This is a genomic window from Zobellella denitrificans (genome assembly GCF_002407485.1).
Classification (GTDB): Bacteria; Pseudomonadota; Gammaproteobacteria; order Enterobacterales; family Aeromonadaceae; genus Oceanimonas; species Oceanimonas denitrificans.
The window spans coordinates 3,945,377-3,971,884 of sequence record NZ_CP012621.1; the positions used below are offsets into that span (position 1 = coordinate 3,945,377).

Annotated in this window: 29 protein-coding genes and 4 tRNA genes; 14 read left to right on the top strand and 19 right to left on the bottom strand. The window is 64.1% G+C overall.

The features are described 5' to 3' along the window. Window positions 1-32: 32 nt before the first annotated feature. Genes AN401_RS18620 through AN401_RS18630 form a run of 3 tightly spaced genes read right to left on the bottom strand, consistent with a single transcriptional unit; the run spans window position 33 to window position 2,325 of the window. Window positions 33-347, bottom strand: a complete 315-nt coding sequence (locus AN401_RS18620; protein ID WP_232513349.1) for a YdbL family protein — start codon at window positions 345-347, stop codon at window positions 33-35. A gap of 10 nt (window positions 348-357) precedes the next feature. After that, the gene (locus AN401_RS18625; RefSeq protein ID WP_094038724.1) at window positions 358-540 is read right to left on the bottom strand and encodes a YnbE family lipoprotein; all 183 of its coding nucleotides are present in this window, start codon (window positions 538-540) and stop codon (window positions 358-360) included. Then, a complete protein-coding gene (locus tag AN401_RS18630) occupies window positions 541-2,325 on the bottom strand; it encodes an intermembrane phospholipid transport protein YdbH family protein (protein WP_232513350.1) in 1,785 nt (594 codons plus the stop codon). A gap of 96 nt (window positions 2,326-2,421) precedes the next feature. Between AN401_RS18630 and AN401_RS18635 the strand changes: the two genes are divergently transcribed. Beyond that, window positions 2,422-2,778 carry a DUF2500 domain-containing protein gene (locus AN401_RS18635; RefSeq protein WP_096780162.1) on the top strand — a complete coding sequence of 119 codons (357 nt, stop codon included), beginning with the start codon at window positions 2,422-2,424 and terminating at the stop codon, window positions 2,776-2,778. Here AN401_RS18635 and AN401_RS18640 read toward each other — a convergent pair. Continuing rightward, complete coding sequence (locus tag AN401_RS18640) at window positions 2,759-3,184, bottom strand: DUF411 domain-containing protein (RefSeq protein ID WP_094038722.1); 426 nt, start codon at window positions 3,182-3,184, stop codon at window positions 2,759-2,761. The two genes, AN401_RS18635 and AN401_RS18640, sit on opposite strands and share 20 nt — an antisense overlap. A 158-nt stretch (window positions 3,185-3,342) precedes the next feature. Between AN401_RS18640 and AN401_RS18645 the strand changes: the two genes are divergently transcribed. Beyond that, window positions 3,343-3,732, top strand: coding sequence for a SirB2 family protein (locus AN401_RS18645; protein WP_096780163.1), 390 nt, complete (start codon window positions 3,343-3,345; stop codon window positions 3,730-3,732). A gap of 40 nt (window positions 3,733-3,772) precedes the next feature. Here the strand turns inward: AN401_RS18645 and AN401_RS18650 are convergent, their stop codons facing one another. Beyond that, complete coding sequence (locus AN401_RS18650; RefSeq protein WP_094038720.1) at window positions 3,773-5,305, bottom strand: M14 family zinc carboxypeptidase; 1,533 nt, start codon at window positions 5,303-5,305, stop codon at window positions 3,773-3,775. A 200-nt stretch (window positions 5,306-5,505) separates the two neighbouring features. Between AN401_RS18650 and AN401_RS18655 the strand changes: the two genes are divergently transcribed. Both AN401_RS18655 and ftsZ read left to right on the top strand, forming a co-directional pair. Then, window positions 5,506-6,465, top strand: coding sequence for a helix-turn-helix transcriptional regulator (locus AN401_RS18655; protein WP_094038719.1), 960 nt, complete (start codon window positions 5,506-5,508; stop codon window positions 6,463-6,465). Between the two features lie 68 nt (window positions 6,466-6,533). After that, on the top strand, window positions 6,534-7,613 hold the full coding sequence (ftsZ, locus tag AN401_RS18660) for a cell division protein FtsZ (protein ID WP_096780164.1): 1,080 nt from the start codon (window positions 6,534-6,536) through the stop codon (window positions 7,611-7,613). Between the two features lie 132 nt (window positions 7,614-7,745). Here the strand turns inward: ftsZ and AN401_RS18665 are convergent, their stop codons facing one another. Next, window positions 7,746-8,246 (bottom strand): hypothetical protein, encoded by a 501-nt coding sequence (locus AN401_RS18665; RefSeq protein ID WP_094038717.1) that lies wholly within the window; start codon window positions 8,244-8,246, stop codon window positions 7,746-7,748. Window positions 8,247-8,661: 415 nt separating this feature from the next. After that, the gene (locus AN401_RS18670; RefSeq protein ID WP_096780165.1) at window positions 8,662-9,783 is read right to left on the bottom strand and encodes an endonuclease/exonuclease/phosphatase family protein; all 1,122 of its coding nucleotides are present in this window, start codon (window positions 9,781-9,783) and stop codon (window positions 8,662-8,664) included. Between the two features lie 73 nt (window positions 9,784-9,856). On the opposite strand from AN401_RS18670, the gene AN401_RS18675 reads away from it, so the two are divergent. The 3 genes from AN401_RS18675 to AN401_RS18685 all read left to right on the top strand — a co-directional run bounded on the left by AN401_RS18675 (window position 9,857) and on the right by AN401_RS18685 (window position 11,821). Further along, window positions 9,857-10,159, top strand: coding sequence for a DUF3634 family protein (locus tag AN401_RS18675; protein ID WP_096780166.1), 303 nt, complete (start codon window positions 9,857-9,859; stop codon window positions 10,157-10,159). 139 nt (window positions 10,160-10,298) lie between these two features. Further along, complete coding sequence (locus AN401_RS18680) at window positions 10,299-10,961, top strand: hypothetical protein (protein WP_096780167.1); 663 nt, start codon at window positions 10,299-10,301, stop codon at window positions 10,959-10,961. A 182-nt stretch (window positions 10,962-11,143) separates the two neighbouring features. After that, the gene (locus AN401_RS18685; RefSeq protein WP_096780168.1) at window positions 11,144-11,821 is read left to right on the top strand and encodes a cytochrome b/b6 domain-containing protein; all 678 of its coding nucleotides are present in this window, start codon (window positions 11,144-11,146) and stop codon (window positions 11,819-11,821) included. Between the two features lie 30 nt (window positions 11,822-11,851). Here the strand turns inward: AN401_RS18685 and AN401_RS18690 are convergent, their stop codons facing one another. Beyond that, window positions 11,852-12,310, bottom strand: coding sequence for a c-type cytochrome (locus AN401_RS18690; RefSeq protein WP_094038712.1), 459 nt, complete (start codon window positions 12,308-12,310; stop codon window positions 11,852-11,854). Between the two features lie 831 nt (window positions 12,311-13,141). Here AN401_RS18690 and AN401_RS18695 point away from each other — a divergent pair. Continuing rightward, the gene (locus AN401_RS18695; protein WP_094038711.1) at window positions 13,142-14,356 is read left to right on the top strand and encodes a choline transporter; all 1,215 of its coding nucleotides are present in this window, start codon (window positions 13,142-13,144) and stop codon (window positions 14,354-14,356) included. 34 nt (window positions 14,357-14,390) lie between these two features. Here the strand turns inward: AN401_RS18695 and AN401_RS18700 are convergent, their stop codons facing one another. Then, window positions 14,391-14,807, bottom strand: coding sequence for a VOC family protein (locus AN401_RS18700; protein WP_094038710.1), 417 nt, complete (start codon window positions 14,805-14,807; stop codon window positions 14,391-14,393). A gap of 5 nt (window positions 14,808-14,812) precedes the next feature. Beyond that, window positions 14,813-15,181: a DUF1294 domain-containing protein gene (locus AN401_RS18705; protein WP_096780169.1), complete on the bottom strand. Its 369-nt coding sequence runs from the start codon at window positions 15,179-15,181 to the stop codon at window positions 14,813-14,815. Between the two features lie 152 nt (window positions 15,182-15,333). Here AN401_RS18705 and AN401_RS18710 point away from each other — a divergent pair, with 152 nt between their 5' ends. Continuing rightward, complete coding sequence (locus tag AN401_RS18710; protein ID WP_094038708.1) at window positions 15,334-15,684, top strand: hypothetical protein; 351 nt, start codon at window positions 15,334-15,336, stop codon at window positions 15,682-15,684. Between the two features lie 17 nt (window positions 15,685-15,701). On the opposite strand, the gene AN401_RS20050 is transcribed toward AN401_RS18710, so the two are convergent. The 4 genes from AN401_RS20050 to AN401_RS18730 all read right to left on the bottom strand — a co-directional run bounded on the left by AN401_RS20050 (window position 15,702) and on the right by AN401_RS18730 (window position 19,754). Then, window positions 15,702-15,845: a hypothetical protein gene (locus AN401_RS20050; protein ID WP_198401773.1), complete on the bottom strand. Its 144-nt coding sequence runs from the start codon at window positions 15,843-15,845 to the stop codon at window positions 15,702-15,704. A 207-nt stretch (window positions 15,846-16,052) separates the two neighbouring features. Further along, window positions 16,053-17,006, bottom strand: a complete 954-nt coding sequence (locus tag AN401_RS18720; RefSeq protein WP_198401774.1) for an SGNH/GDSL hydrolase family protein — start codon at window positions 17,004-17,006, stop codon at window positions 16,053-16,055. A gap of 243 nt (window positions 17,007-17,249) precedes the next feature. Further along, window positions 17,250-19,037, bottom strand: a complete 1,788-nt coding sequence (locus AN401_RS18725) for an ABCB family ABC transporter ATP-binding protein/permease (RefSeq protein ID WP_096780171.1) — start codon at window positions 19,035-19,037, stop codon at window positions 17,250-17,252. A gap of 30 nt (window positions 19,038-19,067) precedes the next feature. Then, window positions 19,068-19,754, bottom strand: coding sequence for a DUF2459 domain-containing protein (locus tag AN401_RS18730; protein WP_157772333.1), 687 nt, complete (start codon window positions 19,752-19,754; stop codon window positions 19,068-19,070). A 274-nt stretch (window positions 19,755-20,028) separates the two neighbouring features. On the opposite strand from AN401_RS18730, the gene AN401_RS18735 reads away from it, so the two are divergent. Together AN401_RS18735 and AN401_RS18740 are read left to right on the top strand one after the other, a co-directional pair. Next, window positions 20,029-21,141, top strand: a complete 1,113-nt coding sequence (locus AN401_RS18735) for a carboxynorspermidine decarboxylase (RefSeq protein ID WP_232513351.1) — start codon at window positions 20,029-20,031, stop codon at window positions 21,139-21,141. A 52-nt stretch (window positions 21,142-21,193) separates the two neighbouring features. Next, window positions 21,194-22,432, top strand: a complete 1,239-nt coding sequence (locus AN401_RS18740) for a saccharopine dehydrogenase family protein (protein ID WP_096780173.1) — start codon at window positions 21,194-21,196, stop codon at window positions 22,430-22,432. A 70-nt stretch (window positions 22,433-22,502) separates the two neighbouring features. On the opposite strand, the gene AN401_RS18745 is transcribed toward AN401_RS18740, so the two are convergent. After that, window positions 22,503-23,360, bottom strand: a complete 858-nt coding sequence (locus AN401_RS18745) for an IclR family transcriptional regulator (RefSeq protein ID WP_094038702.1) — start codon at window positions 23,358-23,360, stop codon at window positions 22,503-22,505. 191 nt (window positions 23,361-23,551) lie between these two features. On the opposite strand from AN401_RS18745, the gene AN401_RS18750 reads away from it, so the two are divergent. The 3 genes from AN401_RS18750 to AN401_RS18760 all read left to right on the top strand — a co-directional run bounded on the left by AN401_RS18750 (window position 23,552) and on the right by AN401_RS18760 (window position 25,920). Further along, window positions 23,552-24,697: a pyridoxal phosphate-dependent aminotransferase gene (locus tag AN401_RS18750; protein ID WP_096780174.1), complete on the top strand. Its 1,146-nt coding sequence runs from the start codon at window positions 23,552-23,554 to the stop codon at window positions 24,695-24,697. After that, window positions 24,685-25,455: an amidohydrolase gene (locus AN401_RS18755; RefSeq protein ID WP_096780175.1), complete on the top strand. Its 771-nt coding sequence runs from the start codon at window positions 24,685-24,687 to the stop codon at window positions 25,453-25,455. Before AN401_RS18750 ends, AN401_RS18755 begins: the two co-directional genes overlap by 13 nt. Before the next feature lie 168 nt (window positions 25,456-25,623). Then, window positions 25,624-25,920, top strand: a complete 297-nt coding sequence (locus tag AN401_RS18760; RefSeq protein ID WP_157772335.1) for a hypothetical protein — start codon at window positions 25,624-25,626, stop codon at window positions 25,918-25,920. Window positions 25,921-26,037: 117 nt separating this feature from the next. On the opposite strand, the gene AN401_RS18765 is transcribed toward AN401_RS18760, so the two are convergent. The 4 genes from AN401_RS18765 to AN401_RS18780 all read right to left on the bottom strand — a co-directional run bounded on the left by AN401_RS18765 (window position 26,038) and on the right by AN401_RS18780 (window position 26,424). Beyond that, a tRNA-Pro gene (locus AN401_RS18765) sits at window positions 26,038-26,114 on the bottom strand. A gap of 17 nt (window positions 26,115-26,131) precedes the next feature. After that, window positions 26,132-26,217: transfer RNA gene (locus tag AN401_RS18770), tRNA-Leu, on the bottom strand. A gap of 33 nt (window positions 26,218-26,250) precedes the next feature. Further along, a tRNA-His gene (locus AN401_RS18775) sits at window positions 26,251-26,326 on the bottom strand. Between the two features lie 21 nt (window positions 26,327-26,347). Then, window positions 26,348-26,424: transfer RNA gene (locus AN401_RS18780), tRNA-Arg, on the bottom strand. Window positions 26,425-26,508 lie beyond the last annotated feature (84 nt).

Below are 26,508 nucleotides of genomic sequence, written 5' to 3' on the forward strand. Positions count from 1 at the left end.
GCCGGATTACCCGGCTCCCGGGAGGGAAGTAACTACTTACGCAGCCAACTGCCGTCGGCCAGCTGCACATACTGACCGCTCGGGGTTCGTTCTATGTTCAGCTGTCCGGCCCGGCTCTGCACCACGGTCAGGCTGGTGCCGGTGCGCCGGGCGATATCCTGGTAGTTCTCCAGCCGCTTGCGATTGATATCATTCACTATGGCATTGACCTGGGGGGTGCTCTGTACCGCCCCCACCAGGCCGTTCTGCCGCTCGCCGATCAACCCCTGCTGCTTGGCCTGCTGCAGGTCCAGGGCCCACACCGACCAGCTCAGGGTTGCCGCCAGTATCAAAGCCAACCACCGCATCCCAACCCCCTTAGAACAACTCTTTCTCTTGTTCGAACAATGCTTCCAGCTCCCGGTCGACCCGGATCCGGATTTCATGATCCACCTTTACATTCAGGTTTACCGTGATGGGCTTGTCCGGCACCATCACCTCCACCCGGGGTGTACAGGCACTCAGCAACAACAGGCTGATCACTGCCGCAGGTTTTATCATCTATTCACTCTCCCCCTGTAGCCGCGCCGGCAGCCGCTCGCCGAGATCCCGGGCAAAGCGCAGGCTTGCCAGCAACTGTAACAGGTTTTCCTCATGGTGATAATTGAAGTTCACCGGGTGCATCCGGCCCATCACCGGCGCCTGCCCCTGCAGCCGGCTCTCGATCACCGCCTCGCCACCGGGCGACATGGAAATCTCCGCTTCCAGCCGATCGTAGCGCAGATCGCTGAGCAGCCCCAGGGTCAATCCCAGGGTCAGGTTGCTCGCCCCCGAGGCCAGCAGCTCCTCGCCGGCCTGGTAGGAAATCCAGCCGCCGTCGCTATGGGCCCGGCCGCCGGTCACGCTGAACCCCCGCTCGAAGGAAAAGGGCAGCCTGCCGTGCAGCTTGCCACTGCCGGTAAGGCCGCTGACGGCGGTGTAGCCGAGGATCTGCTCCAACGAAATGTCACTGAAATGCACCTCTCCACTGGGAGTGGCGGTCAAGGCCATGGGCGAGAGCGCCAACTGGCCGCCGAGGGCCCGGGCGGTCAGCCCGGACAGCCAGGGTTCGCCCCGCCGCAACTGCACGGCGCCACTGAGGTCGGTGATGGGGACGCCCACATCCAGTGCCGCCACCGTCAGGCCATTGGTGCCTACCGTATGCAGGCCGCCCTGGCGCCACTGCAGGTTGAGCCGGGCCGCCACCTGCTCGGCCAGCATGTCCCGGTAACCGAGCCGTCCTTCCCGCAGGGCCAGGCCGATCTGAACAGGGGCGGAGGGCGCCAGCAAGTCCGGGGCTTCTAGCGATAAGACCAGGTCGCCTGCCGAGGGTTCCACTCCCACCGGCAGCGCCAGCCAGCCGGACAGCCATTGCCAAAGCCCGGCGAGCGGCAGGGACTGCTCCGGTACCCTCAGCGCCAGCCCCTGGCCATAGTGCCAGTGTCCCCGCAGCCGCAGCGTCGGGCTTAGCTCCAGCGCCAGGCTGCCCCTCCGCCCCTCTCCGGCCGACGTTCCCAGCACGAGGGCGGCGTCGGGCAGCCGCTGCCCTCCCCAACGCCCCTGCCGCCAGCTCAGCCGGGCCTGCCAGGGGCCATCCAGGGACTGGGCTCCCACCGGCATCAGTTCGAGCTGGCCGAGTTCCAGCTCCTGCCATCTCAGTTGTGGTATCTGCAAGCGGGAACCGGGCTGCAGCTGCCAGCCCGCGTCGCCCTCGATGGCGGCCAGTTGCAGCCGCCAGTCGCCGCTCAGCGGCACCGGCAATGCCCCGCCGGCATTCAGCGTCAGTTCCTGCCCGGGTTGCCAACCGCCGCTCAGGGTCAGGCGCTGGCCCAGTTCGGGGGCCAGCACGGTTCCGGGGATTTCGCCCTGCCAGCGCCAGCCCTGCCGCTCCGGCAGCAGCGACAGGCTGACCGTGCCGGATTCCGTCTGCCAGAGGATGTCCAGGTGCCGTTGCCGGTGGCGCAGCTCGGCCGCGCCGGTCGCCACGCCCCGGGGCAGGTAGAGGGTGAGCTCCTCGACATGGAAGTCGATGGGCGGCAGGGTGAGCAGCAGGGAAAGGGCATCGCTCTCGCCGGCGGCCCCACCGCCATCGCTGCGGGAGCAGGTCAGATCCAGGCTGAGCCGCGCCAGCCGGCCCTGCAGTTGCCCCTGCTCCAGCGCCAGCGACAGCCCCTCGGCCCGTTCACGCGGGCAGGCCGGCACCTGGGCCCGGGCCAGGGTGGCCTGGACGCTCAGGTCCTCGGGCAGCCACTGGGCGGACAGGGCGCCGGATACCAGCAGCAAACAGCAACCCAGCAGTAGTCGCATCCCACTCGCCTTTGACAGATTCAATCGTTACTCTAATCAAATCAGCTTGCGCGGCCTCGCACAACCATTAAGCTGAAGCCAGAAGGGGGCAATGTCATGGATAAAATCGTTCTCTGGGGCATCATTGCCATCGCCACCCTGGTGATCGGCCGTCAGCTCTATACCCACTTTTATAATAGCGGCCAGCCCCAGCACAGCCTGAAGGTCGCGGTGACCCACAGGTACACCAAGGAATTCATGGGGCGTACCAGCAAGGAGAAGACCGAATTGCCGCCGCCCCGGGTAGACTATTATGTGCGCTTCCGCCCCCTGGCGGGCGGGAATGAGCGGGAATTCAAGGTCAGCGAGCACCTCTACGAACAACTCGCCGAGGGGGCCTCCGGCACCCTGGTGTTCCAGGGCAACCGGTTTATCGCCTTCGAGCCGGACGAAACTATCCTGGATAACGATTGAACAGGGCGGTGTTGCCCTGCTCGTCGAAGCTCAGCACCTCGTAGGGGGTGCCGGGAATGTCCATGCCCGGCGCGCTCTGGGGCATGCCGGGAATGGTCAGGCCGCGCACCGCCGGCTTCTGCTCCAGCAACTGCCTCACGTCCGCCGCCGGCACATGCCCCTCGATCACATAGCCGTCGATAAAACCGGTATGGCAGGACGCCATGCCGGGCTTGAGCCCCGCCTTGGCCTTGACCGGCGCCATGTTGTCGGTGTTGACCACCGCTATCTCGAAACCGGCTTCCTCCATGTGTTCGATCCAGTGCTGGCAGCAGCCGCAGGACTCGGACTTGTACACCGTCATCGGCGCCGCCAGCACGGGGCCGGCCAACAAGGCCCCCGCCAGACCATAAAACCATTTGTTCATCGCAGTTACCTCGGTAATTGAATGTGATAAGACCGGATTCTGGCCTCAAGGTTAACAGCCTGGGCGGCGGTGGCCTTGATCTTCCTCAGTATTCAGGGCGGCGGCAAAGCGGTATGCTGTTACTATTTCGCCATCTTATTGTCTTTTTTGGAGTTATTATGTCCTACCTGGCCGTCAAACACGCCCATATGATGTTTGCCCTGATCAGCATCACCCTGTTCATGCTGCGCGCCTGGCTGGCGGTGCCTTCCCCCGCCCGGATCAACAACAAGGCGTTGAAGATACTGCCCCATGTCAACGACACCCTGCTGCTGCTGCTGGGCATCTGGCTGGCGGTGCAGATCAAGCAGGTGCCCTTCGACAACAGCCCCTGGCTCACCGCCAAGATAGTCGGCCTGGTGCTCTACATCCTGGTCGGCACCATCGCCATCAAGCGCGGCAAGACCCAGGGCCAGCGCCTGGCCGCCGCCCTGGCGGCCATCGCCATCTTCGCCTATATCTACGGCGCCGCCGTCAGCAAGTCCCCGCTGTCCTGGCTGGCGCTGTAGGCACGCCGAGGCCGCTATTCCGGCCCCGGCCATCACCGGCTCAGGGCAAGCGCACCGGAAATACCGGGAACTCGCCCGGTTGCAGCCAGTTCCACTCGCTCTCCTGGTAGAGGGCGTTGGCGGAACGCGGGTCCAGCATCAGCGCGGCCAGGGGCGCCAGCGGCTGGTCCATGGGCACCAGCAGATCCCCCGGTTGCAGGGTGACCCTTTGTTCTGCCACCCTCACCCTGGCCTGCACCTTCTCCCGCACCCCCGGCCTGGCCTTGGGCTGGGGCAGCAACTGTTCGATCACCAGTCGTTCCGCCACCAGCTCCCGCGGCTCCCGCACCGTTTCAAAAGCAATATGGTGCCGGTCCAGCCAGCCTGCCACGCGCTCCCGCTCCCGGGTCACCGCGTAGGCGTCGGCCAGCCGGATCGGCTCCCGGGTGACGATGGCATCGTGATTGCGAAAACGGTGCTGCTGCTGGTGGCCATCGGCGAAGCGCACCAGGGGCAAGGTCACCTCGGGCTCGTCCCGGTTCACATCGAAGCTCACCCCCATCCACAGGGTACGGCCGTCCCCGGCGCCGGACTGCCACTGCTGGCGGGCCCGGCGTGACAGGCTCACCAGCTGTTCACTCTCGTCCGCCACCAGCTCCAGCATGGTCAGGATGCTCAGGTGCTGCTTGCGCACCCGCTCGGCGATGTTGCGCGGCGTGGGATAGCTGCCGTCCTTATTGTCCAGCCGGTTTTCCACCAGGATGGAGATGCGCCCCTGCATGGCCGCATAGTTGCGCAGGTTGGTGATGCCCAGGCCGCCGCGGGCCACCGACTGGTTGATGTCGGTGATCTCGCCCCGGTAGCGCACCGCCGCCAGGCCCGCGTCGGATACCCGCTCGATCAGGGCCGGCAGCAGCCGGTGCTCGGTGTAGTCGCGCAGGGGTCCGTCGATATTGGGGTTGTTGCCCATGTCGAACTGGGCCTCCACATCGGTCATCCAGCCCTGCTCCCTGGTGAGCACCCGCTTCCAGATGCCGGACTCGTGGGCGTCGTACACCACGTCCGGATCGAAGCTCTGCAGGGCGTCCACCAACAGCCGGGTCTCCCCGGCGTTGAGCGCCACATAGTCGATATTGGTGTTGTCGTCGTTGGCATTGTGCCGGGTAGAGAGATCCCGCCCGTCCGGGTTGGCCATGGCCACCAGCACCAGGTTGAGCCGGCTCAACAGCGCCGGATGCTCACCGGCGATCAGCTCCCGCGCCAGTTGCTGGATGGCTTCGGCACTGGAGGGTTCGTTGCCGTGCTGGGAGCCGAAGATCATCACCGTCGGCTTGTCCGCCTCGGCGGCATGATCCCGCAGGAAGGCGGGCGATTCGGACATCAGCAGCGCTTCTATCGGCCGGCCCCCGGCCGAGGTGCCGAGCGACACCAGACGGGCCCTGGGCGACAGGGCATCCAGCTCGGCAAGGTAGCGGCTGATGTCGCGACTGTCGGGCAGGGTCAGAAATTTCCCGTTTTCAAAGGGGGTGGGCGGCACGGGCTGGGCCCAGGCCAGGCTGGTGCACAGCAGCAGCAGGCTCAGTAGAATCTTCATGGTTCTCCAAGTAAGGTGGTTTTATTTCAACTACTTATAGTCATATGGACGAAAAAAAGGCAACAGGAATCTAGCGTCAGGATCAGACCGAAAAGCAGGGGTTGTAGAAAAATGGCGACAGTCGCCCCCGGAAAAGTTGCGACAGAACTTGTCACACCCTGTGCCTAGGATAGAATCATCCCAAGCAAGAGGGCAAAACCATGAGTAAGAAACTGCTGAGACAATTGACCCTGGCGCGCTGTGTTCCTTATCGTCCATACAAGCTGACCGCTCGCCAGCTGCAAGAAAAACTGGAAGAAGAAGGCATCCAGGTAAGCCTGCGGACCGTACAGCGGGATCTGGAGGAGATGTCCGGCATGGGCCTGTTCGATCTCACCTCCGATGATCGCAGCAAGCCCCACGGCTGGTGCTTCGAACGCAATGGTTTGAACGATTTCGCCAACTTTATGCCGCTCAGCCTGGCCATGGCGCTGAAAACCTGGAACGACCAGGCCGCCGACCTGCTGCCGGCCAGCGTGCTGGCGGAGCTCAACCCCATCATCGACAAGGCCACCCAGGTAATCGGCGACAGCCAGAGCGAACTGGCCAACCGCTGGATGGAAAACGTGGTGCAGCTGCCCAAGCCGTTCCCGGGCAGCCCCGAGATGCGGCGGGCCACCACCATCCGCGACGCCCTGTGGCGCGGCCGCAAGTTCAGTGCCGAGATCAAGCGGGTGATCAAGGGCCGCACCGTCTGGCTGCGCTACGAACAGGTCAACCCCCTCGGCATCGTCAGCCGCAAGGAAGGCCCCATGCTGCTGTGCACGGTGTCGGACATGGATCCCAAGATCTACGGCATTCCCTTCGAGCACATTAAAGAAGTGGAGCTGACCAGCCGTCCTGTTACCCAGCCGCGGGAGTTCAGCGTCAACAAGCTGATCCGCGAAAAAGGCTACCAGGAAGAGGCGGAGACCATCCATTTCGTAGGCCGGATCACCAATCCAAGCCGGGCCATACTGGAAGACAGCATTCCCGGCAGCAATCCCAGGCTGACCCGCTACGACAAGCAGAGCATGATGGTCGAGACCGACGTGAAAGATTCGCCCGAGTTTCGCCGCTGGCTGACCGACATGGCGGGCAAAGTCGAGGTACTGGCGCCGGACTCGCTGAAAAACCGCTGATTCCGCATCGATATATCATCCCCGGGGGCTGACTGGTTCAGCCCCTTTGTTTTTCCACGGAGTACCGGATGAGCGACCTTTTTTTTGAACCGGCCGAGCCGGATTGCGACGCCATTCATATCAGCGTCATCGGTGTCGGCGGCTGCGGCGGCAATACCGTCAACCTGCTGGCCGAGGCGGCCCTGCCGCCCCATGTGAACATAGTGGCCATGAACACCGATGCCAAGGCCCTGCAGCAGAGCCGCGTCGAGGTGCTGCAACTGGGCAAGATCCTCACCCGCGGTCTGGGCGCCGGGGCCGAGGCCGAAGTGGGCCGCCGCGCCGCCGAAGAGAGCCTGGCCGAGATCCGCCACCAGCTGAAGGGGGCCGATTTGTGCTTTATCACCGCCGGCATGGGCGGCGGCACCGGCACCGGCGCCGCCCCGGTGGTGGCCCAGGTGGCCCGCGAGCTGGGGATCATGACGGTGGCCATCGTCACCCGCCCCTTCGGCTTCGAGGGCAAGAAACGCGCCCGGGCGGCGGATCAGGGCCTGGCAACCCTGGCCGAACAGACCGACGCCCTGCTGGTGCTGCCCAACGACTACCTGCTCAAGGTACTGGGCTCACGCACCCCGCTGCTGGCCGCCTTCAGCGAAAGCAGTAAAGTGATCCAGAATGCGGTCAGGGGCCTGGCGGACATCATCGGCCAGACCGGCCTTATCAACATCGATTTCGCCGATGTGCGCACCATCATGCGCCAGCAGGGCAAGGCGGTGATGGGTATCGGCCTGGGGACGGGCGAGAACAAGGTGGAAGAAGCCACCCTGCAGGCCCTGAACAACCCGCTGCTGGAAAAGGTGGAGCTGGAACGGGCCCGGGGCGTGCTGCTGAACGTGGTGGCCTCAATGGACATCGGCCTGGACGACTTCCAGAAAATCGGCGACCGGGTGGCGGAGTGCGTGGGGGAAGAGGCCACCGTGGTGTCCGGCATCAGCCTGGATCCTTCCCTGACCGACAGCATCCAGGTCACCATGATCGCCACCGGCATCCAGCCGCCCAGGGAGACCATCACCCCCTCCCCGTCTCGGGAGCGGCCCCAGCCGGCCCAGGCGGAATCCGCCCCTCAGGGCCTGGATATTCCCACCTTCCTGCGCCAGCGGCAGCAGTAACAGGCGTCGGTACGGCCCGGCGCCCCGATGGCCGCCATCCTGTTGGTCGGCCAAAAAACAAAACCCCGTCGCGGACAACGGGGTTTGTTTTTTGTGCCGGCCGCAAGACCTGCGGCCGGCAGAGCGCACCGGCTAGTTGCCCAGGCTGGCAAACAGACTCTGCTCCAGGCTGCCGCGGGAAACGCAGACCGGCGTGATGGAGGGAGCCGGGATACGCTCACCCGAGGCCTCGACGAAGAACAGCGCGGTGTCGCCCTTGACGCTGACGGTGGCCACGCTGTTGTTGCCGCTCTGGGTGATGATCATGTTGATCTGCAGGTTGGGGTTGCCCAGCGCCACTTTGGAGCCCATGGTGCCGCAATCCAGCCACGCCAGCCCATCGGCCGATTGCGCGGCGCTGGCGGTCATCAGGCCGGCACCGCGCTGGCTGCTCTCGAGGTTCAGGCCCTGCTCGCGGAACCACTTTTCGGCACGGGCCCATACCAGATCCACCGGGATCGCCATCTCCAGGGTATTGTTGGTTGCCTTGGCAACCGGGGGAGAATAACGGTACTGCTCTCCCCCCTGGTTATCACTTTCACTGGCACACCCCACCACCAACAGCGCCATGGCGCCCGCCACTATCTTTTTCATCTTGTTTTCTCTCGTCCATTCACCTGGCCATCGGCCAACCGGCGCGCATTATCGCCGTTACGACGAAACCTGTCAGCAAGGATACGCTCCCCTTCCCGGCCGCGTGACAAAAACAGCCTGGCGCGCCCCGGCTGATGGGGCAGCAGCGCCTCGGCCCACTGCTCATCAGTGTCTTCCGTCGTGATACGGGCGGGAGGATTTCAGGCAAGAAAAAGGGCAAGCCATCAGGCCTGCCCGTGATGAAGAATACCAGTTGATTATCCGGGTCACCAACCCGGATAACTGAACTTCGAAAGCAATCTAGGGTCTCGGGCGACATTAAATCGCCAAAAGCGCCAAAAACCCAGCATCGATTATCCAATGTTTGATATCGCTCGCGTTATTGGCCGCCCCCGGAGCCAAAGCGTGAGGGCCCTCACACCGCCAGATCCACCCACACCAGCCGGTGATCCGAGCTGGCGCTTCGCTCCGGCCAACCGGCCTCATTCCAGAACAGATCCGCCTGGGCATGACCCGGCGGCAGCCAGCAGACCCCGCTGGCCAGGGCGCGCAGGCGACAACCGGGCAGCACATAGTCAAGCCGCAACCCCTGGCTGTGGGTCCAGTGGCGGGGCGAACCCCGGCGCTCCCCCGGATCCTGCAGGGCGAAGCCGCCCCGGGAGCCGGGCCGCAGCCGGCCCAGGGCCACGCTGCGGTTGAGCGCGGGATCGGCCAGCAAGGCCTGGATGGCGCTCCGGAAGCCGTCGCCGTCCAGGGGATCGGCGTTCAGATCCCCCAGGATCACGAAGTCGGCGCCGTCGACCAGGCCGCCGCGCCGCCCGGCGTCGTCCACCAGATAGTCCCCCCGCCCGGGACGGATATAGTCGTGCCACAACCGCAGCTCGTCATGGTTGCGGCAGCTGTTGCGCCGCTCGGGACCTTCGTCGATGGGCGGCGCCGGGTGGCAGGCCAGCAGATGCAGGAGCCGGCCGCCGGGCAGTTCGACCGGCATGTCCAGGTGGTTCTTGGACGACAGCGGCAGCACCCCGAGCGCCGCCGGCGCATAATAGGGCCCGGTTTCGGTTTGCGGCAGCCGGGCGCCGGGCATGTCCCGCCACAGGAAGCGGCGGAAGCTGCGCGCCTGTTCCGTCCGCAGCGGATAGCGGGACAACAGGGCGAAACCGTACTGGCCGTGAAAGGCGCCGAAGCCCAGGCCATCACCGGGCAGGCGGGGCTCGCCCTCGCCGCGCAGGGACACCGGCGCCAGCAGGCCGGTGTTGGTGGGCGCCAGGTAGGCATAGGGATAGTCGATGCCCCGCCTCCCGGCCGCCAGGTAGCGCCGGCAGAACAGCCGCAGGTGGCCATGATCCCGTCCTTCACCGTCATGGTCGAATTCGTTCAGCAGCACCACATCCGGCCGGACCCGTCGCAGTATGCGGGCGATATTGCGCAACTGTCGGCTGCCCGCCCCGGCGATTTCGGCGGCCAGTTGCCCGGGCCGGCGCCGATCCAGGGCCACATTGAAGCTGGCAACGCGGATTTTTACGGGAGGAGTCATGGGGGCCACTTGCCTTTGTCGCTCAAACTGTCATCATCTTGGCTTTAACAGCTGTTTTTCAGGGAGGAAAACAATGTTTAGCATTTTGGTCGTCACCTCGACGGCGTTGTTCGGGTTGCTGTATCTGCTCCGGCGCCGTCAGGAAAGCTTCTGTATCACCATCCAGGGTATTCATCTTAATGTAAAACGCGGCCGCCCGCCCCAGGCATTGCTGAGCCACTGCCAGCAACTGGTGCAGGACGCCCGCACCCTCCGAGGCACCATCCGGGGTGTGAAAAGAGGTGGCGGCGTGATATTGAGCTGCTCCCGCAGCATTCCCGCCTCCTACCGGCAGGATATCCGCCTGTTCTGGCAGAACCAGCCGCAGCCGGGGTAACTCGGGTCAGAACATGACCGTCGGTTGACGCCAAACCGTCCGGCGCGGCACCGGGAACCACGGAAATTCCCGCTGGCCCCTTGACCTGGGCCCGGTTTCCCGCTTTGCTGGGGCATACCGTTCAGCATGAGGCAAAACCATGAAATTGTATCCCCTGTTGCTTTGTGGCCTGCTGGCCGCCTGTGCCGGCCAGCCCTCCGAGGAGCAGGCCAAGGCGCCACCCACCACCGCCGAAAGCGGCGAGCCGCAGGAAATCGTGCCCCAGGGTGAATTCACCCAGATCGATATCGCCCGCTCCCAGCAGGCGATGGACGCCATCACCGGCGGCAAGACCGACACCATCAACGAGGTGCTGCAAAGCCCCAACGACTACGCCCCGCCCGTGCTCTACCTGATCTCCGCCATCATGTTCGACAACGATTACCAGGATCAGGCCACCTTCTGGTATTACGCCGCCCAACTCAGGGCCCGCAGCGATGCCAACAAGTCCGGCGATGAAAGCACCCACGGCGCCGTCAGCCACCTCAACCAGCGTTTCGGCGTCCGTATCGGTCCCTACGCCCTGAGCAACCCGGATCGGCTGCAGGCCATCGTCAACCAGGTGCTGGAGTGGGACAGCCAGCAGAGCCGCAACTACGATCCCCGCTGGATAGCCCTGCAGGGCCAGGACGTGGCGACCGAAACCCGGGTAAATTTCGCCCCCCGGGACAAGTGGGAAGAGATAGACGCCCTCACCCGCAGCCAGTACCGCCAGGGGCTGGAACAGGCCCTGGCCGAACTGCGCCAGCGCCAATCGCAATAACGGCTGTAATATCCCCGTCAACATCCCGGTCTTTACCGGGATGTTTTATTTTGGGACCTTAATGGTTCTGGTGGCGAACGCCGCCGAGGGAACAGAACACGCCCACATTCGCCCCTATAACAACAAACTGCCATAACACGGCCGACTTCGCAGCGCGCCGAACATCACAGGAGAAGCCGCCCATGAGCACACCCCTTCATCACCCGGTCAAGGTCTGGGACTGGTCCATCCGGCTGTTTCACTGGAGCCTGCCGGTACTGCTGTATCTGCTGTGGCACTCCGCCGGCGAGGATCTGGACAGGCACATGCTGTTCGCCCAACTGATGCTGGGACTCTTGCTGTATCGCCTCATCTGGGGCTTTATCGGCACCCCCTACGCCCGCTTCCGCCACTTCGTCTATCATCCCGCGCGCATCCTGGCCTACCTGCGTGCCTCCCTGGGCCCGGACAAGCCGGTCTACCTCAGCCACAACCCCCTGGGTGGCCTGATGGTGCTGGTGCTGCTGGGCACCCTGCTGCTCCAGGCCGTCACCGGCCTGTTTGCCACCGACGACATCTTCTACACCGGCCCCCTCTACGACAGCGTGTCCCGCTCCACCTCCGGCTGGATGACCCAGTGGCACAAGTCCTGGTTCTACGAGGGGCTGCTGTTGCTGGTGGGGCTGCATGTGCTGGCCATCGGGCTGTACAAACTGCGGGGCGAGGGGCTGGTGCAGGCCATGGTCACCGGCCGCAAGGCGGCGGCCGACCGGGTGGCCGACCTTGTCGACGTCCGGCGGCAGGGCTTTCCCTGGCTGCGCTTCGTGCTGGCGGCGTCGGCCGCCTGCGGCCTGGTCTGGCTGATCTTCAACGGGCTCTGACCAATAAGGAGCCTTCCGGCTCCTTTGTACTTACTTGCGGTAGTCGTCGTGGCAGCTCTTGCAGCTCTGCATCACCTTGGCCACCACGGGGCGGGCCTTGGCGGCGTCGAAACCGGGCTGGCCGGATGCCGCTATCAGTTCCTGCAGGGCGGTGCCCAGGTTCTGGCCCTTGGCCCTGAAGCCCTCCATGTCGTCCCAGGCCTTGGGCAGGATATTGCTGCCGGCCACGCCCCTGGTTTCGGGAAAATAGGTCTCGCCCAACAGGCCGACCACATGCTCCATGTTCAATGCACGCTGGTGCAGCGCCTCGGCATCGAAATCGATATCCCCCTTGGTCATGGCGCCGATCACCCCTACCTGGGCTCGCATCACCTGGTAGATGGACTGGCGGTATTCCACCGCGTCTTCCGGCTTGAACAGGTTGGCCTGGGCGGCCGCGGTGGCGAACAAACCGGTGGCGGCGGCGATCATCAGCGTTTTCTTCAACATTGCAGTGCTCCTTGGTGTGGTTATTGTCGGGTTCGGGTTCGGATCCTGTCCGCCCTGACATAGGCGCCGGACGAGATGACATGGGGCCACTCAGATCCACCCCCTTGGTGGTGGCCGAGTCCGAGCCGCTATAATAGTACTGGAATGGCTCCCATTTCTTTCATCGAATGGCGTATTGCGGTCGCGGCCGGTATCCACCCGGGCGGCACCAGTCGACGCCGGCCCCGCGGCACAGCGCTCACTCATCACCATGCCATCCTTAGAACACTACCAATCCCCTTGTTATTCCGGTGCGTGCCGTCCACAAAATCCTGAAAATACTTTGTAAAGTTAATAAAAATGCCGATAAAACACCCTGGACATCGACATGAAACGACAGAAATCCATCAGCAAACAATCAAATAAATCAATGCAATAGATAATAATACGGGCAGGAGTCGCACGGCATCACAAAGCGCAGACCACACTTGATCATTTCATCACTAACCTTTAGTCTTATTTTTATTGAATGTTCAATCAGCCAAAATATACCCACCACCGGGTGTAGCCATAGGCCTGATTGAGCCTGGTTTTGAGCGTCCTTTCAGACTTTAACTATCGCAATGGGTATGGCTCTCGCTGCCTCCGGCCTCGCGATACTTAAGGCCTGACTTGCGTCTTGCATTGCTGTTCGGAGCACGAACGAGGAGGATGGCCAGTACAGCCTCCGGATACTCCATGCTCCGGCTCTGCCAGCAATGGTACGCAAGTGGACTGCTCCTTGTGTGGTTCAACCAAAGGAGAAGTACCCGTGTTTTTTATCGATAGGGAAGTGAACGGAGGGGGTGAGGCATGACCGCTCTGTTGTCCGCAGGAATCTTGTTCACCTTTGCCGCCATCGCGCTGATCCTGTACAAGTGGGGCAATATCCGCTGTATCGGCGTCACCCCGGTGCGCACCTTCACCTTTATCGCCATCCTGTTCACCTCCGGGCTGGACGTGGGGCTGATCATGTTCCCGCTCACCGAGTTCGCCGGCTACGCGGATCTGGCCGCCAGCCCCGAATACGGCTTTGCCAATCCGCTGGCCGTCGAGTTCGGTTTCTGGGGCTTTCTGATCTGGGGCTTTTACTTCCTCACCTGCTTCTATTTCTGCGTGATCGAACCCAGGGTCGGCTTTTTCGAGCTGCCCCCGGTCAAGTTCATCAACAACCTGGTGATCATCGGCACCTGCGCCTTTACCGCCTTCCTGCTGCTGAGCAACCTGCCCTGGTATGTCCCCGGCCTGGGCGACGGCGAGACCATAGTGGCCGGCTTCTACCTGGTGGTCTTCCTGGTCATTGCCGCCTCTGTCTATTCCAGCACCAGCCTGCGCTATGTGAAAATCCTGAGCCTCGGCACCAGCTGGCTGTTCATCGGCCTGATTGCCCTGATGTGGGGCGGCGCCTTTATCGGCAACGGCGGCCTGGGCGAATTCGTCGGCACTTTCGCCTTGCTGGGCGACTACTTCGGCAATATCCACCGCTTCGTGCTGCCCATCAACGACTACCACGAGTTCTACCTGTTCTGGTGGTTCTCCTGGAGCATCATGATCGGCCAGTTCACCGCCCGCTTCGTCGGCGGCCTGCGCACCTGGCAGTTGCTGGCGGCCATGCTGGTGTTTCCATCCATCGCCATCGCCACCTGGTTCAGCGTGCTCTACTACTTCCATGCCAACGGCCTGACTACCGAAGGCTTCTACAACTGGGCCATGGTGGTGGTGGGCATCACCATGGTGGTGAATTCGCTGGATTCCTTGATCCGGCTGTACACCGACAACCTCGAGCTGACCGTATCCCGCCTGGGCCGGGCGCGCTACTTCGCCGGCAACCTGGCGGCCCTGTGCGGCCTGACCCTGCTGTTCCGGCTCGACTTCCTGCAGATCCAGTGGGTCGGCGCCCTGGTCATCGGCCTGTTCTTCGCCTGCGGCGCCTACATTGCCGCCAGAAAGCGCGACACCGTGCGGGCAATAGCGGGCTCGCCCAGGGCCAACCGCATCGACTACCGCAAGATAGAGCTGGCCAACTAAAGCAAAACAGCACCCGCGGGTGCCGTTTTATAGTTCAGGCCTCTGCCGTATCCGGCGGGCCCACCCACATAAAGGGATTGTGCGCCACTTCCCACAGATGGCCGTCCGGATCGGCGAAGTAGCCGGCATAGCCGCCCCAGAACACCTTCTGCCCAGGCTTGACCAGGGTGGCGCCGGCGGCCACCGCCTCGGCCAGCAGGGCGTCCACCGCCGCCGGCGAAGAGACATTGTGGGCCAGGCTGAAGCCGGCGAAACCACTGCCGTCGGCGGGCACGCCCGCGTCCTCGGCCAGGGCCTCGCGGCCGTAAAGCCCTAGCCAGCTGCCGTTCAGGTTGAAAAAGGCCACCGTGGGCGGCGAGTCCAGCTGCGGCAGGCCGAGCGCCCGGTAAAAGGCGACGGCGCGGGGCAGATCGCGCACCCCCAGGGTGATCATGCTGATCCTTGGTTGCATAAGGGTTACCTCCCGGCTACCAGTGTAGCCAAGGCGTCCGAAACCGACAGCAGCCAGAGCAGCGCCCCGAGGTTGGTGGCCACCGCCAGCCAGAACCTCAGTTGGAAGGAGCGCTTGCGCGACTTGTGCCTGAGCTGCTGCTGGGCCAGCAGGGCACCGGGCCAGCCGCCCGCCAGTGCCAGCAGTTGCAGGGTGTTTTCCCGCACCCGCCACTGCTGGCGGCGAGCCGCCGACTTGTCCCAGGCATAGACCCCATAGGTCACCGGGCTCAACACCAGATACAGGGCCACCAGCCACCAGGGCAACAGCCCCAGCCAGCCCATCAGCGCCAGGCCGGCCAGGAACAGGCTGGCCAACAGCAGGCTCAGCACCATGAGAGGGCACCAGCTGCACCCGAAGCCGGCATCCTTGCGGACCTTGCCTCTTTACCCTCCGGCTGCTTAACTGGGTATTTGGGATTCATATTTATCTCTCCTGCAGGGAGCCCGGGCCCGGCCCGGCAACGCCCGCTCGTTTAGGGGGAAGCATGGCCGGTATCACCCGCCCCGCCTTGCGCAAACTGCTCTGGCTATTACTGCTGCCGCCCCTGGCGGCCCCGGAAGCCGATCGGGAAGACATGGTCAGGTTCCGCCTGTTCAAGGCCGATATCGACGCCGTCGCCGAATATGACGGCGCGCTCTGGCTCCAGCTCAGCCCCTCCGCCGCCAGCCGCTTCCGGGAGCTCACCCGGCAAGCCCACGGCAGGATGCTGGAAATCGAGCTGGACGGCCAGCCCCTGGTGCACAGCCGGGTACAGGCAACGGTGACCTCCGGTCTGATCAGGATAACCCAGGCGTCCGCCGAGCGTCGCTCCCGGTCGAGACTGCAACAGCGGTAGCAACTCGCCTTCCATTCTCAGGCGCTTGCCGTCACAGGCTCGCACCAGTGCCCGGCCACAAAGTCGATAAAGGTGCGCACCAGGGGCTGCTGGTAACTGCGCGACAGATATACCGCCCACACCCAGGCGGAGGGGGCCTGGTAGTCCGCCAGCAGCGGCACCAGCTCGCCGCGCTGCCGGTAGGGGTTGGCCAGGTCGCAGGGCGGCGGAAATACAACAACGGGGCCACGAGCTGATCGCCCTGGTGCGCGACCCGGCCAAATTCACCCTGGCAGCGGAAATTCGCCGGGCAAACAGCCTGGACCCGGCCTCGCTGGAACAGGCGCTGGACGGGGTGGAGCTGCTGATCGCCAGCATCGGCGGCCGACTCAGGGCACCGCCAGGACCCCGGCCGCCGCGTGGGCCAGCAGGGCATGCACCGCCCTGGTCGGATGGATTCCGTCCCAGAACAGGTATTCATCGGGCTGCAGGCAGGCAAAGGGCGGCTCTTTCGGGGTCAGGCAGGCCGCCTCCACCTCGCGCAGACCGAAGGACCCGGGGTCGGTCACCAGGGCATTCACCTGCTGGTGCACGTCCAGCAGCCGGAGTTCAATCCCGGGCAAGGTGGCCAACCCCAGCAGCAGACCGTTCAGGCCGTCGTTGAAGCCGCCGGTCAGCAGGCTGGCGACCACCAGCACCTCGTCGGCCGGGCCGGCCAGCAGGCGCGTGGCCGGCAGCAGGGCGAGATCGGGCGTGTTCAACACCAGAAACCGCCTGGCCCCGGCCGCATACAGGGTACCGATACCGTCGCCGATGATGGCCAGCGCCTCGGCCAGCACGGCACCACCATCACCTCCCCCGAGGGCGGCGAGCAGGGCATCGCGCACATCGTTCGCCCCCATCTCCACCACGTACAGGGCATCCTCGGGGGCCACCCCGTCAACGTCGTGCAGGAAGAGTTCGATCAGCAGCGGCAGGCTGGCATTGATACCGTCGTCTCGGGCCCGGGCGCCGCCCACCGCGTAGTTGCCGGCCCCGGCGCTGGCACCGAGCAAGGCCGGCCGCACGCTGCCCGCCAGTCCCTGGGGACGCGCAAACTGCTCCAGCCAAGTGGCGCCATTGCTGAAATGCTGGCCGCCCTTGGCATAAGGGGCGTCGGGAACGAGGAAGGGATCCAGCCGTGCATAAGGGGGGGTGCTGGTTTGCCCGGTGAGCGCAAAGGCATTGCCGGGATCGGACAGGCTGGTGCCAAAGGCCACTATCCGCTCAACGCCCACCGGTGTTGCCCAGGCCGGCATCAGCAATGCGAGCACAAGCACCGACAGCACCCATTGTTTAACCATCGTCAGTTTCATGGGGATTGCCTCAATCCAAATCGGGACACACCAGGCCCTCGGGGACTTGTCATGCCGCCAGGAGCCTGAACCGCCAGCCGCCCTCGGTCGGCGCAGCTCGGGCACCTGTCGCCCCCCAGGCGCTCCCGGACGGGAGAGCATGGTCGGATTGAAGTGATGTTCGAAGCGGCGTCGAACGCGGGCGTGCTTGTCCTTTCAGTTTAGTCAGGCCAGGTCTGTCCCGCCGGAATGTCAGCCCGCCGCTACCCTCTCGGCCGCCTCCTGCTGCCGCTGTTGCTGCTGGAGCAGCCACATCTGGGCGTAGCTGCCGCCCTGGGCCAGCAGCCCGGCGTGGGTGCCCTGTTCGATGATGCGACCGTCCTGCATCACCAGGATATGGTCGGCGTCCACTATGGTGGACAGCCGGTGGGCGATGACCAGGCTGCTCTGGCCGCGGGAGACTTCGCGGATGGCCTGCAGAATGCCTTGTTCGGCGCGGCTGTCCAGCGACGAGGTGGCCTCGTCGAACACCAGTATCGGCGGCCGCTTGAGGATGGTGCGGGCGATGGCCACCCGCTGCTTTTCACCGCCGCTGAGCTTGAGGCCGCGCTCGCCCACCAGGGTGTTGCCTCCCTCCGGCAGTTTGGCGATAAAGCCGTCCAGGTGCGCCAGGCGGATGGCCTCGCTCACCTCCTCGTCGCTGGCGTCGATGCGGCCATAGCGGACGTTGTCGTAGATGGAGGCGTTGAACAGCACCGTGTCCTGGGGCACTATGCCGATGGCCCGGCGCAGCGACGCCTGGCTGACGGTGCGGATGTCCTGGCCGTCGATCAGGATGGCGCCCTGGGCCACGTCGTAGAAACGGAACAGCAGCTTGACCAGGGTCGACTTGCCCGAGCCGCTGGCCCCCACCACCGCCAGCTTCTGCCGGGGCCGCAGGGTGAAGCTCACCCCGTCCAGTATCTGCCGGTCCGCACCATAACCGAAGCTTACCCCGCGAAACGCGATCTCGCCCCGCGACACCACCAGCTCCGGTGCATCCGGCGCATCCTTGATACCGGGCTCCCGGCGCAGCAGCGCGAACATGCGCTCGATATTGGCGAGCGACCCCTTCATCTCCCGGTAGACGAAGCCCAGGAAGTTGAGCGGCATAAACAGCTGCATCATAAAGGCGTTGATCAGCACGAAGTCGCCCAGGGTCATGCTGCCCTGCACCACATGGTGGCCGGCCAGCACCATCATGGCGGTCATCGCCAGGGCGATGATCAGCGCCTGGCCGCCGTTCAGGGCGAACAGGGTCAACCGGTTCTTGCGCCGGGCTTCTTCCCACTCGGCCAGGTCCTTGTCGTAACGCTCGGCCTCGAAGCCCTCGTTGTTGAAGTATTTCACCGTTTCGAAGTTGAGCAGGCTGTCCACCGCCCGGGAGTGGGTTTGCGAGTCCGCCTTGTTGGCGGCGCGCACATAGCCGGTGCGCCAGTCGGTGGCCAGCACCGACCAGGCCACGTACAGCACCACCGCCACCAGGGTGATGAGCGCGAACCAGGCCGAATAGTTGAGCAGCAACAGCCCCACCACCAGGCCGATTTCCAGCAGGGTGGGCACGATGTTGAACACCATAAAGCGCAGCAAAAAACCCACCCCGGTCACGCCCCGCTCTATGTCCCGCGACAGGCCGCCGGTGCTGCGGTTGAGGTGGAAGTCCAGCTCCAGCCGGTGCAGATGGTTGAACACGCCGAGGCCGATGCGGCGCATGGCCCGCTCGGTGACCCGGCCGAACAGGGCGTCGCGGATTTCACCGAACAGCACGTTGGCGAGACGCGCCGCGCCGTAGGCCAGCAGCAACCCGAGCGGCAGCACCAGCACCGGGTTGGCGGCGGCGTCCATGGCATCCACCGCGTACTTGAGGATGAAGGGCAGACCCACGCTGGCCAGCTTGGCCGCCACCAGGCAGAGCAGGGCCAGGGCGATGCGGCCCTTGTAGTCCAGCAGGTAGGGGATCAGGGTATTGAGGGTGCGGATATTGAACGGGGTTTCGTCCATATCCGGATGCCAGGAGCCGTGTCGCATGAGTCAGCCAGCCGCAGGAAAATAAGTGCCATCATACCCTGCTTTGGCGCAACAGCCAGCCATGGCCGCCGCCCTGGCCTGGCGCATCAGGCCGCCGGCGGTGATGGCCAGGACCGGGCGCATGGGCAGGCCGGCATCGGCCAGGCGCCGGGCCACCCAGGTATTGCAGGTATGAAAGAGGTGATAACGCTCGCGGGAGTCGAAAAAACCGCCGCTGCCATAGAGCCCCGGCCCCGTGAACCCTGGGCGGTTCTCGCTGCCACGCGCGAAGGAGGCCGCCACCCGGTCCAGCAGCCGCTCCAGCCCGGCCGATGACACCCGCAGTTCGACCCGCTCCAGCTCGGGAAAGTAGTGTTGCGGCGGGCTGGACAGGGACACCAGATGCACCACGCTGGCCGTGGGCCAGAGCAGGGCCCGCAGCGCCAGGCCGGAGCCCGCCTCCTCGGTCTGGTAAAAGACCCGATCGCCCCAGCCCACCTCGTAGAACGAGGCCCCGGGGAAATGCTCCGCCAGCCCGGGCAGCCGCCGTTCCAGCCCCGCCGCCGGCAACACCAGCCCCGTATGCAGGCCATGGTTGACCAGGTAAAGGGGCTCGCCCTGCGCCGCCGATGCCGGCAACGATCGCCCCCCGCCGGCCGTACCGCAACCGGCGCAGAGCAGGCAGAGCAGCAGGACAAGGTCTGGACGCATGCCGGTCTCCCGAAAGATGGAACTGACCTTGAGTATTGCAGAGGACGGGCAACGTCGGTCACGCCTTGCCATTTGATGTCGGAAAGGGAAGCGGCATCAGACAGCCCCAATCAGGCCCTTCCAGGGAACGTCTTTCGAGCGGGGTCACAGTCCGGGCAGCTTCCCCTGCTGCCGGCTACACTTTTTGCTCGAAGCGCCACCACCTTTCCTCTATAATCACGCGCTTTGAAATTTCCCGGCCCGCCGCCGGGTGGTTGACAGGCTCTAAGGGGGTATGACTGAGGTGATCAAGACACCGTACTATCTCATCGACAAAAGCAAACTGCTGCGCAACATGGAAAAAATTGCCTATGTGCGCGAACACTCCGGCGCCAAGGCGCTGCTGGCCCTGAAATGCTTCGCCACCTGGTCGGTGTTCGACCTGATGAGCCAGTACATGGACGGCACCACTTCTTCCTCCCTCAACGAAGTCAAGCTCGGCAAGCTCAAGTTCGGCGGTGAAACCCACGCCTACAGCGTGGCCTATGCCGACGACGAAATCGCAGAAGTGCTGGCCCACTCCGACAAGATCATCTTCAACTCCATCGGCCAGCTCGAACGCTTCGAGGCGGCCTCCGCCGACCACGTGCGCGGCCTGCGCCTGAACCCCGGCGTGTCCAGCTCCGAGTTCATCATCGCCGACCCCTCCCGCCCCTTCAGCCGCCTGGGCGAATGGGACGCGGCCAAGGTCGAACGGGTGCTCGACCGCATCTCCGGCTTTATGATCCACAACAACTGCGAGAACAGCGACTTCGCCCTGTTCGATCGCATGCTGGGCCAGATCGAGGAGAAATTCGGCACCCTGCTGGCGCAGCCCCAGATAGGTTGGGTCAGCCTGGGCGGCGGCATCCACTTCACCGGCGAAGGCTACCCGCTCGACCGGTTCTGCGCCCGGCTCAAGGCCTTTGCCGAGCGCTACGGGGTGCAGCTCTACCTGGAGCCCGGCGAGGCGGCCATCACCCTCAGCACCTCGCTCGAGGTGACGGTGCTCGACACCCTCTACAACGGCAAGCAGCTGGCGATAGTGGACAGCTCCATCGAGGCACACATGCTCGACCTGCTGATCTACCGCCAGAGCGCCAAGATGGAGCCCTGCGACGGACCCCATGAATACATGGTGTGCGGCAAGTCCTGCCTGGCCGGGGACATCTTCGGCGAGTTCAGGTTCGACAATGAGCTGAAGGTGGGCGACCGGCTGTCGTTCATCGACGCCGCCGGTTACACCATGGTAAAGAAAAACTGGTTCAATGGCGTCAACATGCCCGCCATTGCCGTGCGTCAGCTCGACGGCAGCGTGGAGCTGGTACGTGAATTCGGTTTCGACGATTTTGTAAACAGCCTCTCCTGAGGCATGGAGTAACCACAACAAAGCCTTTCAAGGAGGCGGTTAGAGGAAAAAAATGAAGAAAAACGTTCTGATTATTGGTGCCGGAGGTGTCGCCCAGGTGGTCGCGCACAAGTGTGCGCAGCATAACGACGTGCTGGGGAACATCCATATCGCTTCGCGTACTGTCGAGAAATGCCAGAAAATCATCGACAGCGTGCGGGAAAAGGGCAGCCTCAAGGTTGCCGGTGAATTGCAAGCCCATGCCCTGGATGCGCTCGACATCGAAGCTACCAAGGCATTGATTGACAAGACACAGTCGCAACTGGTGATCAATGTCGGATCGGCTTTCGTCAACATGTCGGTGCTGCAGGCCTGTATCGAGACCGGCGCCGCCTACCTCGACACCGCCATCCATGAAGATCCGGCCAAAATCTGCGAAAATCCGCCCTGGTACGCCAACTACGAGTGGAAACGCAAGGCCATCTGCGAAGAGAAGGGCATCACCGCCATCCTGGGTGTGGGCTTCGATCCGGGCGTGGTCAACGCCTATGCCGCGGTGGCGGTGAAGGAGTACTTCGACAGCGTCGATTCCATCGACATCATCGACATCAACGCCGGCAGCCACGGCCGCTACTTCGCCACCAACTTCGATCCGGAAATCAACTTCCGCGAGTTCACCGGCCGGGTCTGGTCCTGGCAGAACAACGAGTGGGTGCAGAACCGGATGTTCGAGGTGAAGCGCACCGACGATCTGCCGGTGGTGGGCAGCCAGACCAGCTACATGACCGGCCACGACGAGGTGCACTCCCTGTCCCAGAACCTGGGCGTGCCCAACGTGCGCTTCTGGATGGGCTTTGGCGAGCACTACATCAACGTGTTCACCATCCTCAAGAACCTGGGCCTGCTCTCCGAGCAGCCGGTGAAGACCGCCGAAGGCCTGGAAGTGGTGCCGCTCAAGGTGGTCAAGGCCGTGTTGCCGGATCCCGCCTCCCTGGCGCCCACCTACAGCGGCAAGACCTGCATCGGTGACGTGGTCAAGGGCAAGAAGGACGGCCAGGACAAGGAAGTGTTCATCTACAACGTGGCCGACCACGCCGAGGCCTACGCTGAAGTGGGCAGCCAGGGCATCTCCTACACCGCCGGCGTGCCGCCGGTGGCCGCCGCCCTGCTGATCGCCTCCGGCGAGTGGGACGTGAAGCACATGGCCAACGTGGAAGAGCTGGATCCCAAGCCCTTCATCAACCTGCTCAACGAAATGGGTCTGCCGACCCGGATCAAGGACGAGCAGGGCGATCGCCCGCTGAGCTTCTGAGCCCGGTTTAACCATGCAAAAGGCCAGTCCGCGGACTGGCCTTTTTGTTTGCGCTCCCCCGGGGTCGAATTTACCCCTGCACCCTCCGGCCGTCGGCTTCCGGCTTCCGGCCGGTTTCCGGCGCCCGGCCGCCGATGGCCCTGGTCACTTCCCGGGCGGCGTCCATCACCAGGGCGCTGAGCATGGGAATGCGTTCCCACTTCACCCGCACCGCCGGCCCGGAGATGGAGATGGCGGCCACCGCCTCGCCATATTCGTTGTAGATATTGGCGGCGATGCAGCGCAGGCCCTCGAACTGCTCCTCGTCGTCCAGGGAGTAGCCCTGCAGGCCTATCTTGTTCAGCTCCTGCTCGAACTGGCTGGGGGTGGTGATGGTGTGATCGGTGAAGGAGGCCATGCCGGTCTTGCGGATGATCTCCAGGGCGTCCTTGCGCGGCATGGCCGACAGCAGCGCCTTGCCCACGCCCGAGGCGTGCAGCGGCGAACGGCTGCCCAGGGACACCACCATGCGCATGGTCTGGGGCGATTCCACCTGGCCCACGTAGACCACGCCGCTCTTCTCCAGGATCGCCAGGTTGGAGGTTTCGCCGGTTTCCGCCACCAGCCGCTTCATAAAGGGCCGGGCCTGGGCGATGAAGTCACGCTTCTTGAGGTAGGCGTTGCCGATGGAAAAGGCGTTGACGCCGATGCTCCACAGCCCCTGGGCCTCGTCCACGTCCACAAACTCGTGGCTGCGCAGGCTGTTGAGCAGACGGTGGGCGGTGGAAGGCGCCAACCCCAGGCTGCCGGCCACTTCGGTCAGCGACATGCCCATGCCGGAGGCCGCCAGCCGCTCCAGCAACAGCAGCGCGCGGGACAGGGACTGCACCTGGGTGGCGCTGCTTTGCTTGGTGGTTTTCGGTTTTTTATTCTTTATTTCATCTGCCATGGGAAACCCGCGGAATACAGAGACCTGGCCGCTATTGTATTGTCAATTGGCCGCCAAGTCGCGCCTCATCGCGGGTATTGGCGGCCTGTTCCCTCCGCTTCCCACCACCAGAAATGGCCGTCTAAACGGCCATATTGCCAATCGACGCCACTTTGCTATAGTGCCGCCATCAGCCGACTAAGGAGCACGCCATGATCCCGGACAGCAAACTGCCCGACCTGGGCACCACCATTTTCACCCAGATGAGCGCCCTCGCCGCCGAGCACGGGGCCATCAACCTGTCCCAGGGCTTTCCCGACTTCGACGGCCCGGCCTACCTGAAGGAGCGGCTGGCCCACCATGTGGCGAGCGGCGCCAACCAGTACGCCCCCATGGCCGGCACCCCGGCCCTGCGCCGGGCCATCGCCGCCAAGACCCGGCTGCAGCACGGCCTGGAGCCCCATCCGGAGCGGGAGATCACCATCACCGCCGGCGCGACCGAGGCGCTCTACGCCGCCATCACCGCCCTGGTACGTCCCGGCGACGAGGTGGTGTGCTTCGACCCCAGCTACGACAGCTACGCCCCGGCGGTGACCCTGGCCGGCGGCCGTCTGGTGCGGCTGCCGCTCAGCCCGCCCGGGTTCCGGCCTGACTGGGCGCAGTTCCGCGCGAGCCTGAGCCCGCGCACCCGGCTGGTGATCGTCAACACGCCGCACAACCCCACCGCCACCGTCTGGCAGGCGGACGATTTCAACCAGCTGTGGCAGGCCATTGCCGATCACAACATCTTCGTGCTGAGCGACGAGGTCTACGAACACATCTGCTTTACCCCGGCCGGCCACAGCAGCGTGCTGCACCATGCCAACCTGCGGGAACGGGCCATCGCCGTGTCTTCCTTCGGCAAGACCTATCATATGACCGGCTGGAAGGTCGGCTACGCCATAGCGCCGCCGGCCCTCACCGAAGAGCTGCGCAAGGTGCACCAGTACCTCACCTTCTCGGTCAACACCCCGGCCCAGCTGGCCCTGGCGGACATGCTCGAGGCCCATCCCGAACACTGGCGGCAGTTGCCGGAGTTCTACCGGGCCAAGCGGGACCGTTTCGCCCGGGCGCTGGCGGGCAGCCGTTTCAAGGTATTGCCGAGCCTCGGCACCTACTTCCTGCTGGTGGACTACGGCGCCATCAGCGAGCTGGACGACCTGGCCTTCGCCCGCTGGCTGACCGAGCACGCCGGCGTGGCCGCCATCCCGCTGTCGGTGTTCTGTGAAGGGCCCTTCCCCCACAAGCTGGTTCGGCTATGCTTTGCTAAGCAAGACGATACCCTGGACGAAGCGGGAGCCCGCCTATGCCGACTCTGAACCTCAGCCTGCTGCAGCAGCCCCTGCACTGGCACGACGGCCCGGCCAACCTGGCCCATTTCGACGGCCTGCTGGCCGGGCTGCACGACCAGGATCTGATCCTGCTGCCGGAAATGTTCACCACCGGCTTCGCCATGGACGCTCCCCGCCACGCCCTGCCGGAAGAGGAGGTGATCGACTGGCTGCACGATCATGCCCAGCGGCTGCAGGCCATGATCGGCGGCAGCGTGGCGCTCGCCACCGACCAGGGGGCGGTCAACCGCTTCCTGCTGGTGGATCCCCACCGCCGGGTGCACCGCTACGACAAGCGCCACCTGTTCCGCATGGCCGGCGAGCACCAGTTTTACCGGCCGGGAGCGGAACGGGTGATAGTGGAGTGGAAGGGGTTTCGGATACTGCCGCAGATCTGCTACGACCTGCGTTTTCCGGCGTGGTGCCGCAACCGCAACGATTACGATCTGGCGCTGTTCGTGGCCAACTGGCCGGCGCCCCGGGCCCACCACTGGACCGCCCTGCTCACCGCCCGCGCCATCGAAAACCAGGCCTTCGTGGCCGGCTGCAACCGGGTCGGCCAGGATCCCAACGGCCTGAGCTATAGCGGCAACAGCCTGATCCTCGACCACCAGGGCCAGATCCTGGACAAGGCCGACGACCACAAGGCCGCCGTGCTGCAGGCCAGCCTCAGCCTAGCCGAGTTGCGGGACTACCGGGAGCGCTTTCCGGCCTGGATGGATGCGGACGACTTCCGGCTCGAGTAGCCTCCGGCTGCTCCGGCCGGTATCCCCTGGATTGCGCAGAGATAGGGGCGGCTTTCAATTCAGTTTATTTGAAAGACAATTTGATAATTTGTCGCTATCAAATCAGAACTCCCACGCATAACATGAATCTCGACAAAGAAAATTATTCAACAATGTTGAGAGGATATAATGATGCGTACTGCCATACTGCCCATGATCGCCCTGGTTTCCCTGTTTGCGGCCGGTGCCGCCCAGGCCGCCCAACTCCAGTCCCACCAGGATCCTGCCCGCCTGAGCCTGCAAAGCGACAGTGACGGCGTCGACCGCTTCGAGCAGCGCATGCGCCAGACTTCCCTGAAGCTGGCGAGCGACACCGACGGCGTCGATCGTTTCGAACAGCGTACCCGCCAGGCCGCCCTGGAGCTGGCGAGCGACACCGACGGCGTCGACCGCTTCGAACGGCGTATGCGCGAACTCCGAGCCTGATCCCGGTCAAGGTCACCCAAAAATGACAAAGGCCGCAACCGACGGTGTCGGTTGCGGCCTCGTTTTATTCTTGGCGGCGCCAGAAACAAAAAAACCGACTCGAGGTCGGCCCAATAATGGTCGGCGTTGCAGGATTCGAACCTGCGACCCTCTGGTCCCAAACCAGATGCGCTACCAGGCTGCGCTAAACGCCGTGTTGTTTGTGAAGCAGTGGTGCGAAGGGGGGGACTTGAACCCCCACGTCCGAAGGACACTAACACCTGAAGCTAGCGCGTCTACCAATTCCGCCACCCTCGCATTGTTTACTGCTTCCAGGCCTTGGCCTGAAACTGGGGTGACCGACGGGGCTCGAACCCGCGACAACCGGAATCACAATCCGGGACTCTACCAACTGAGCTACGGTCACCACATTTTGTCCATTACCAGATGGCGCGCCCGACAGGATTCGAACCTGTGACCTCTGCCTCCGGAGGGCAGCGCTCTATCCAGCTGAGCTACGGGCGCTCTATATTTGGACGGAGCGAATACTAAGGTCACCCCCCTGCCTTGTCCAGCACTTTTTTATAATAAAGTATCGCCTGCCGATTT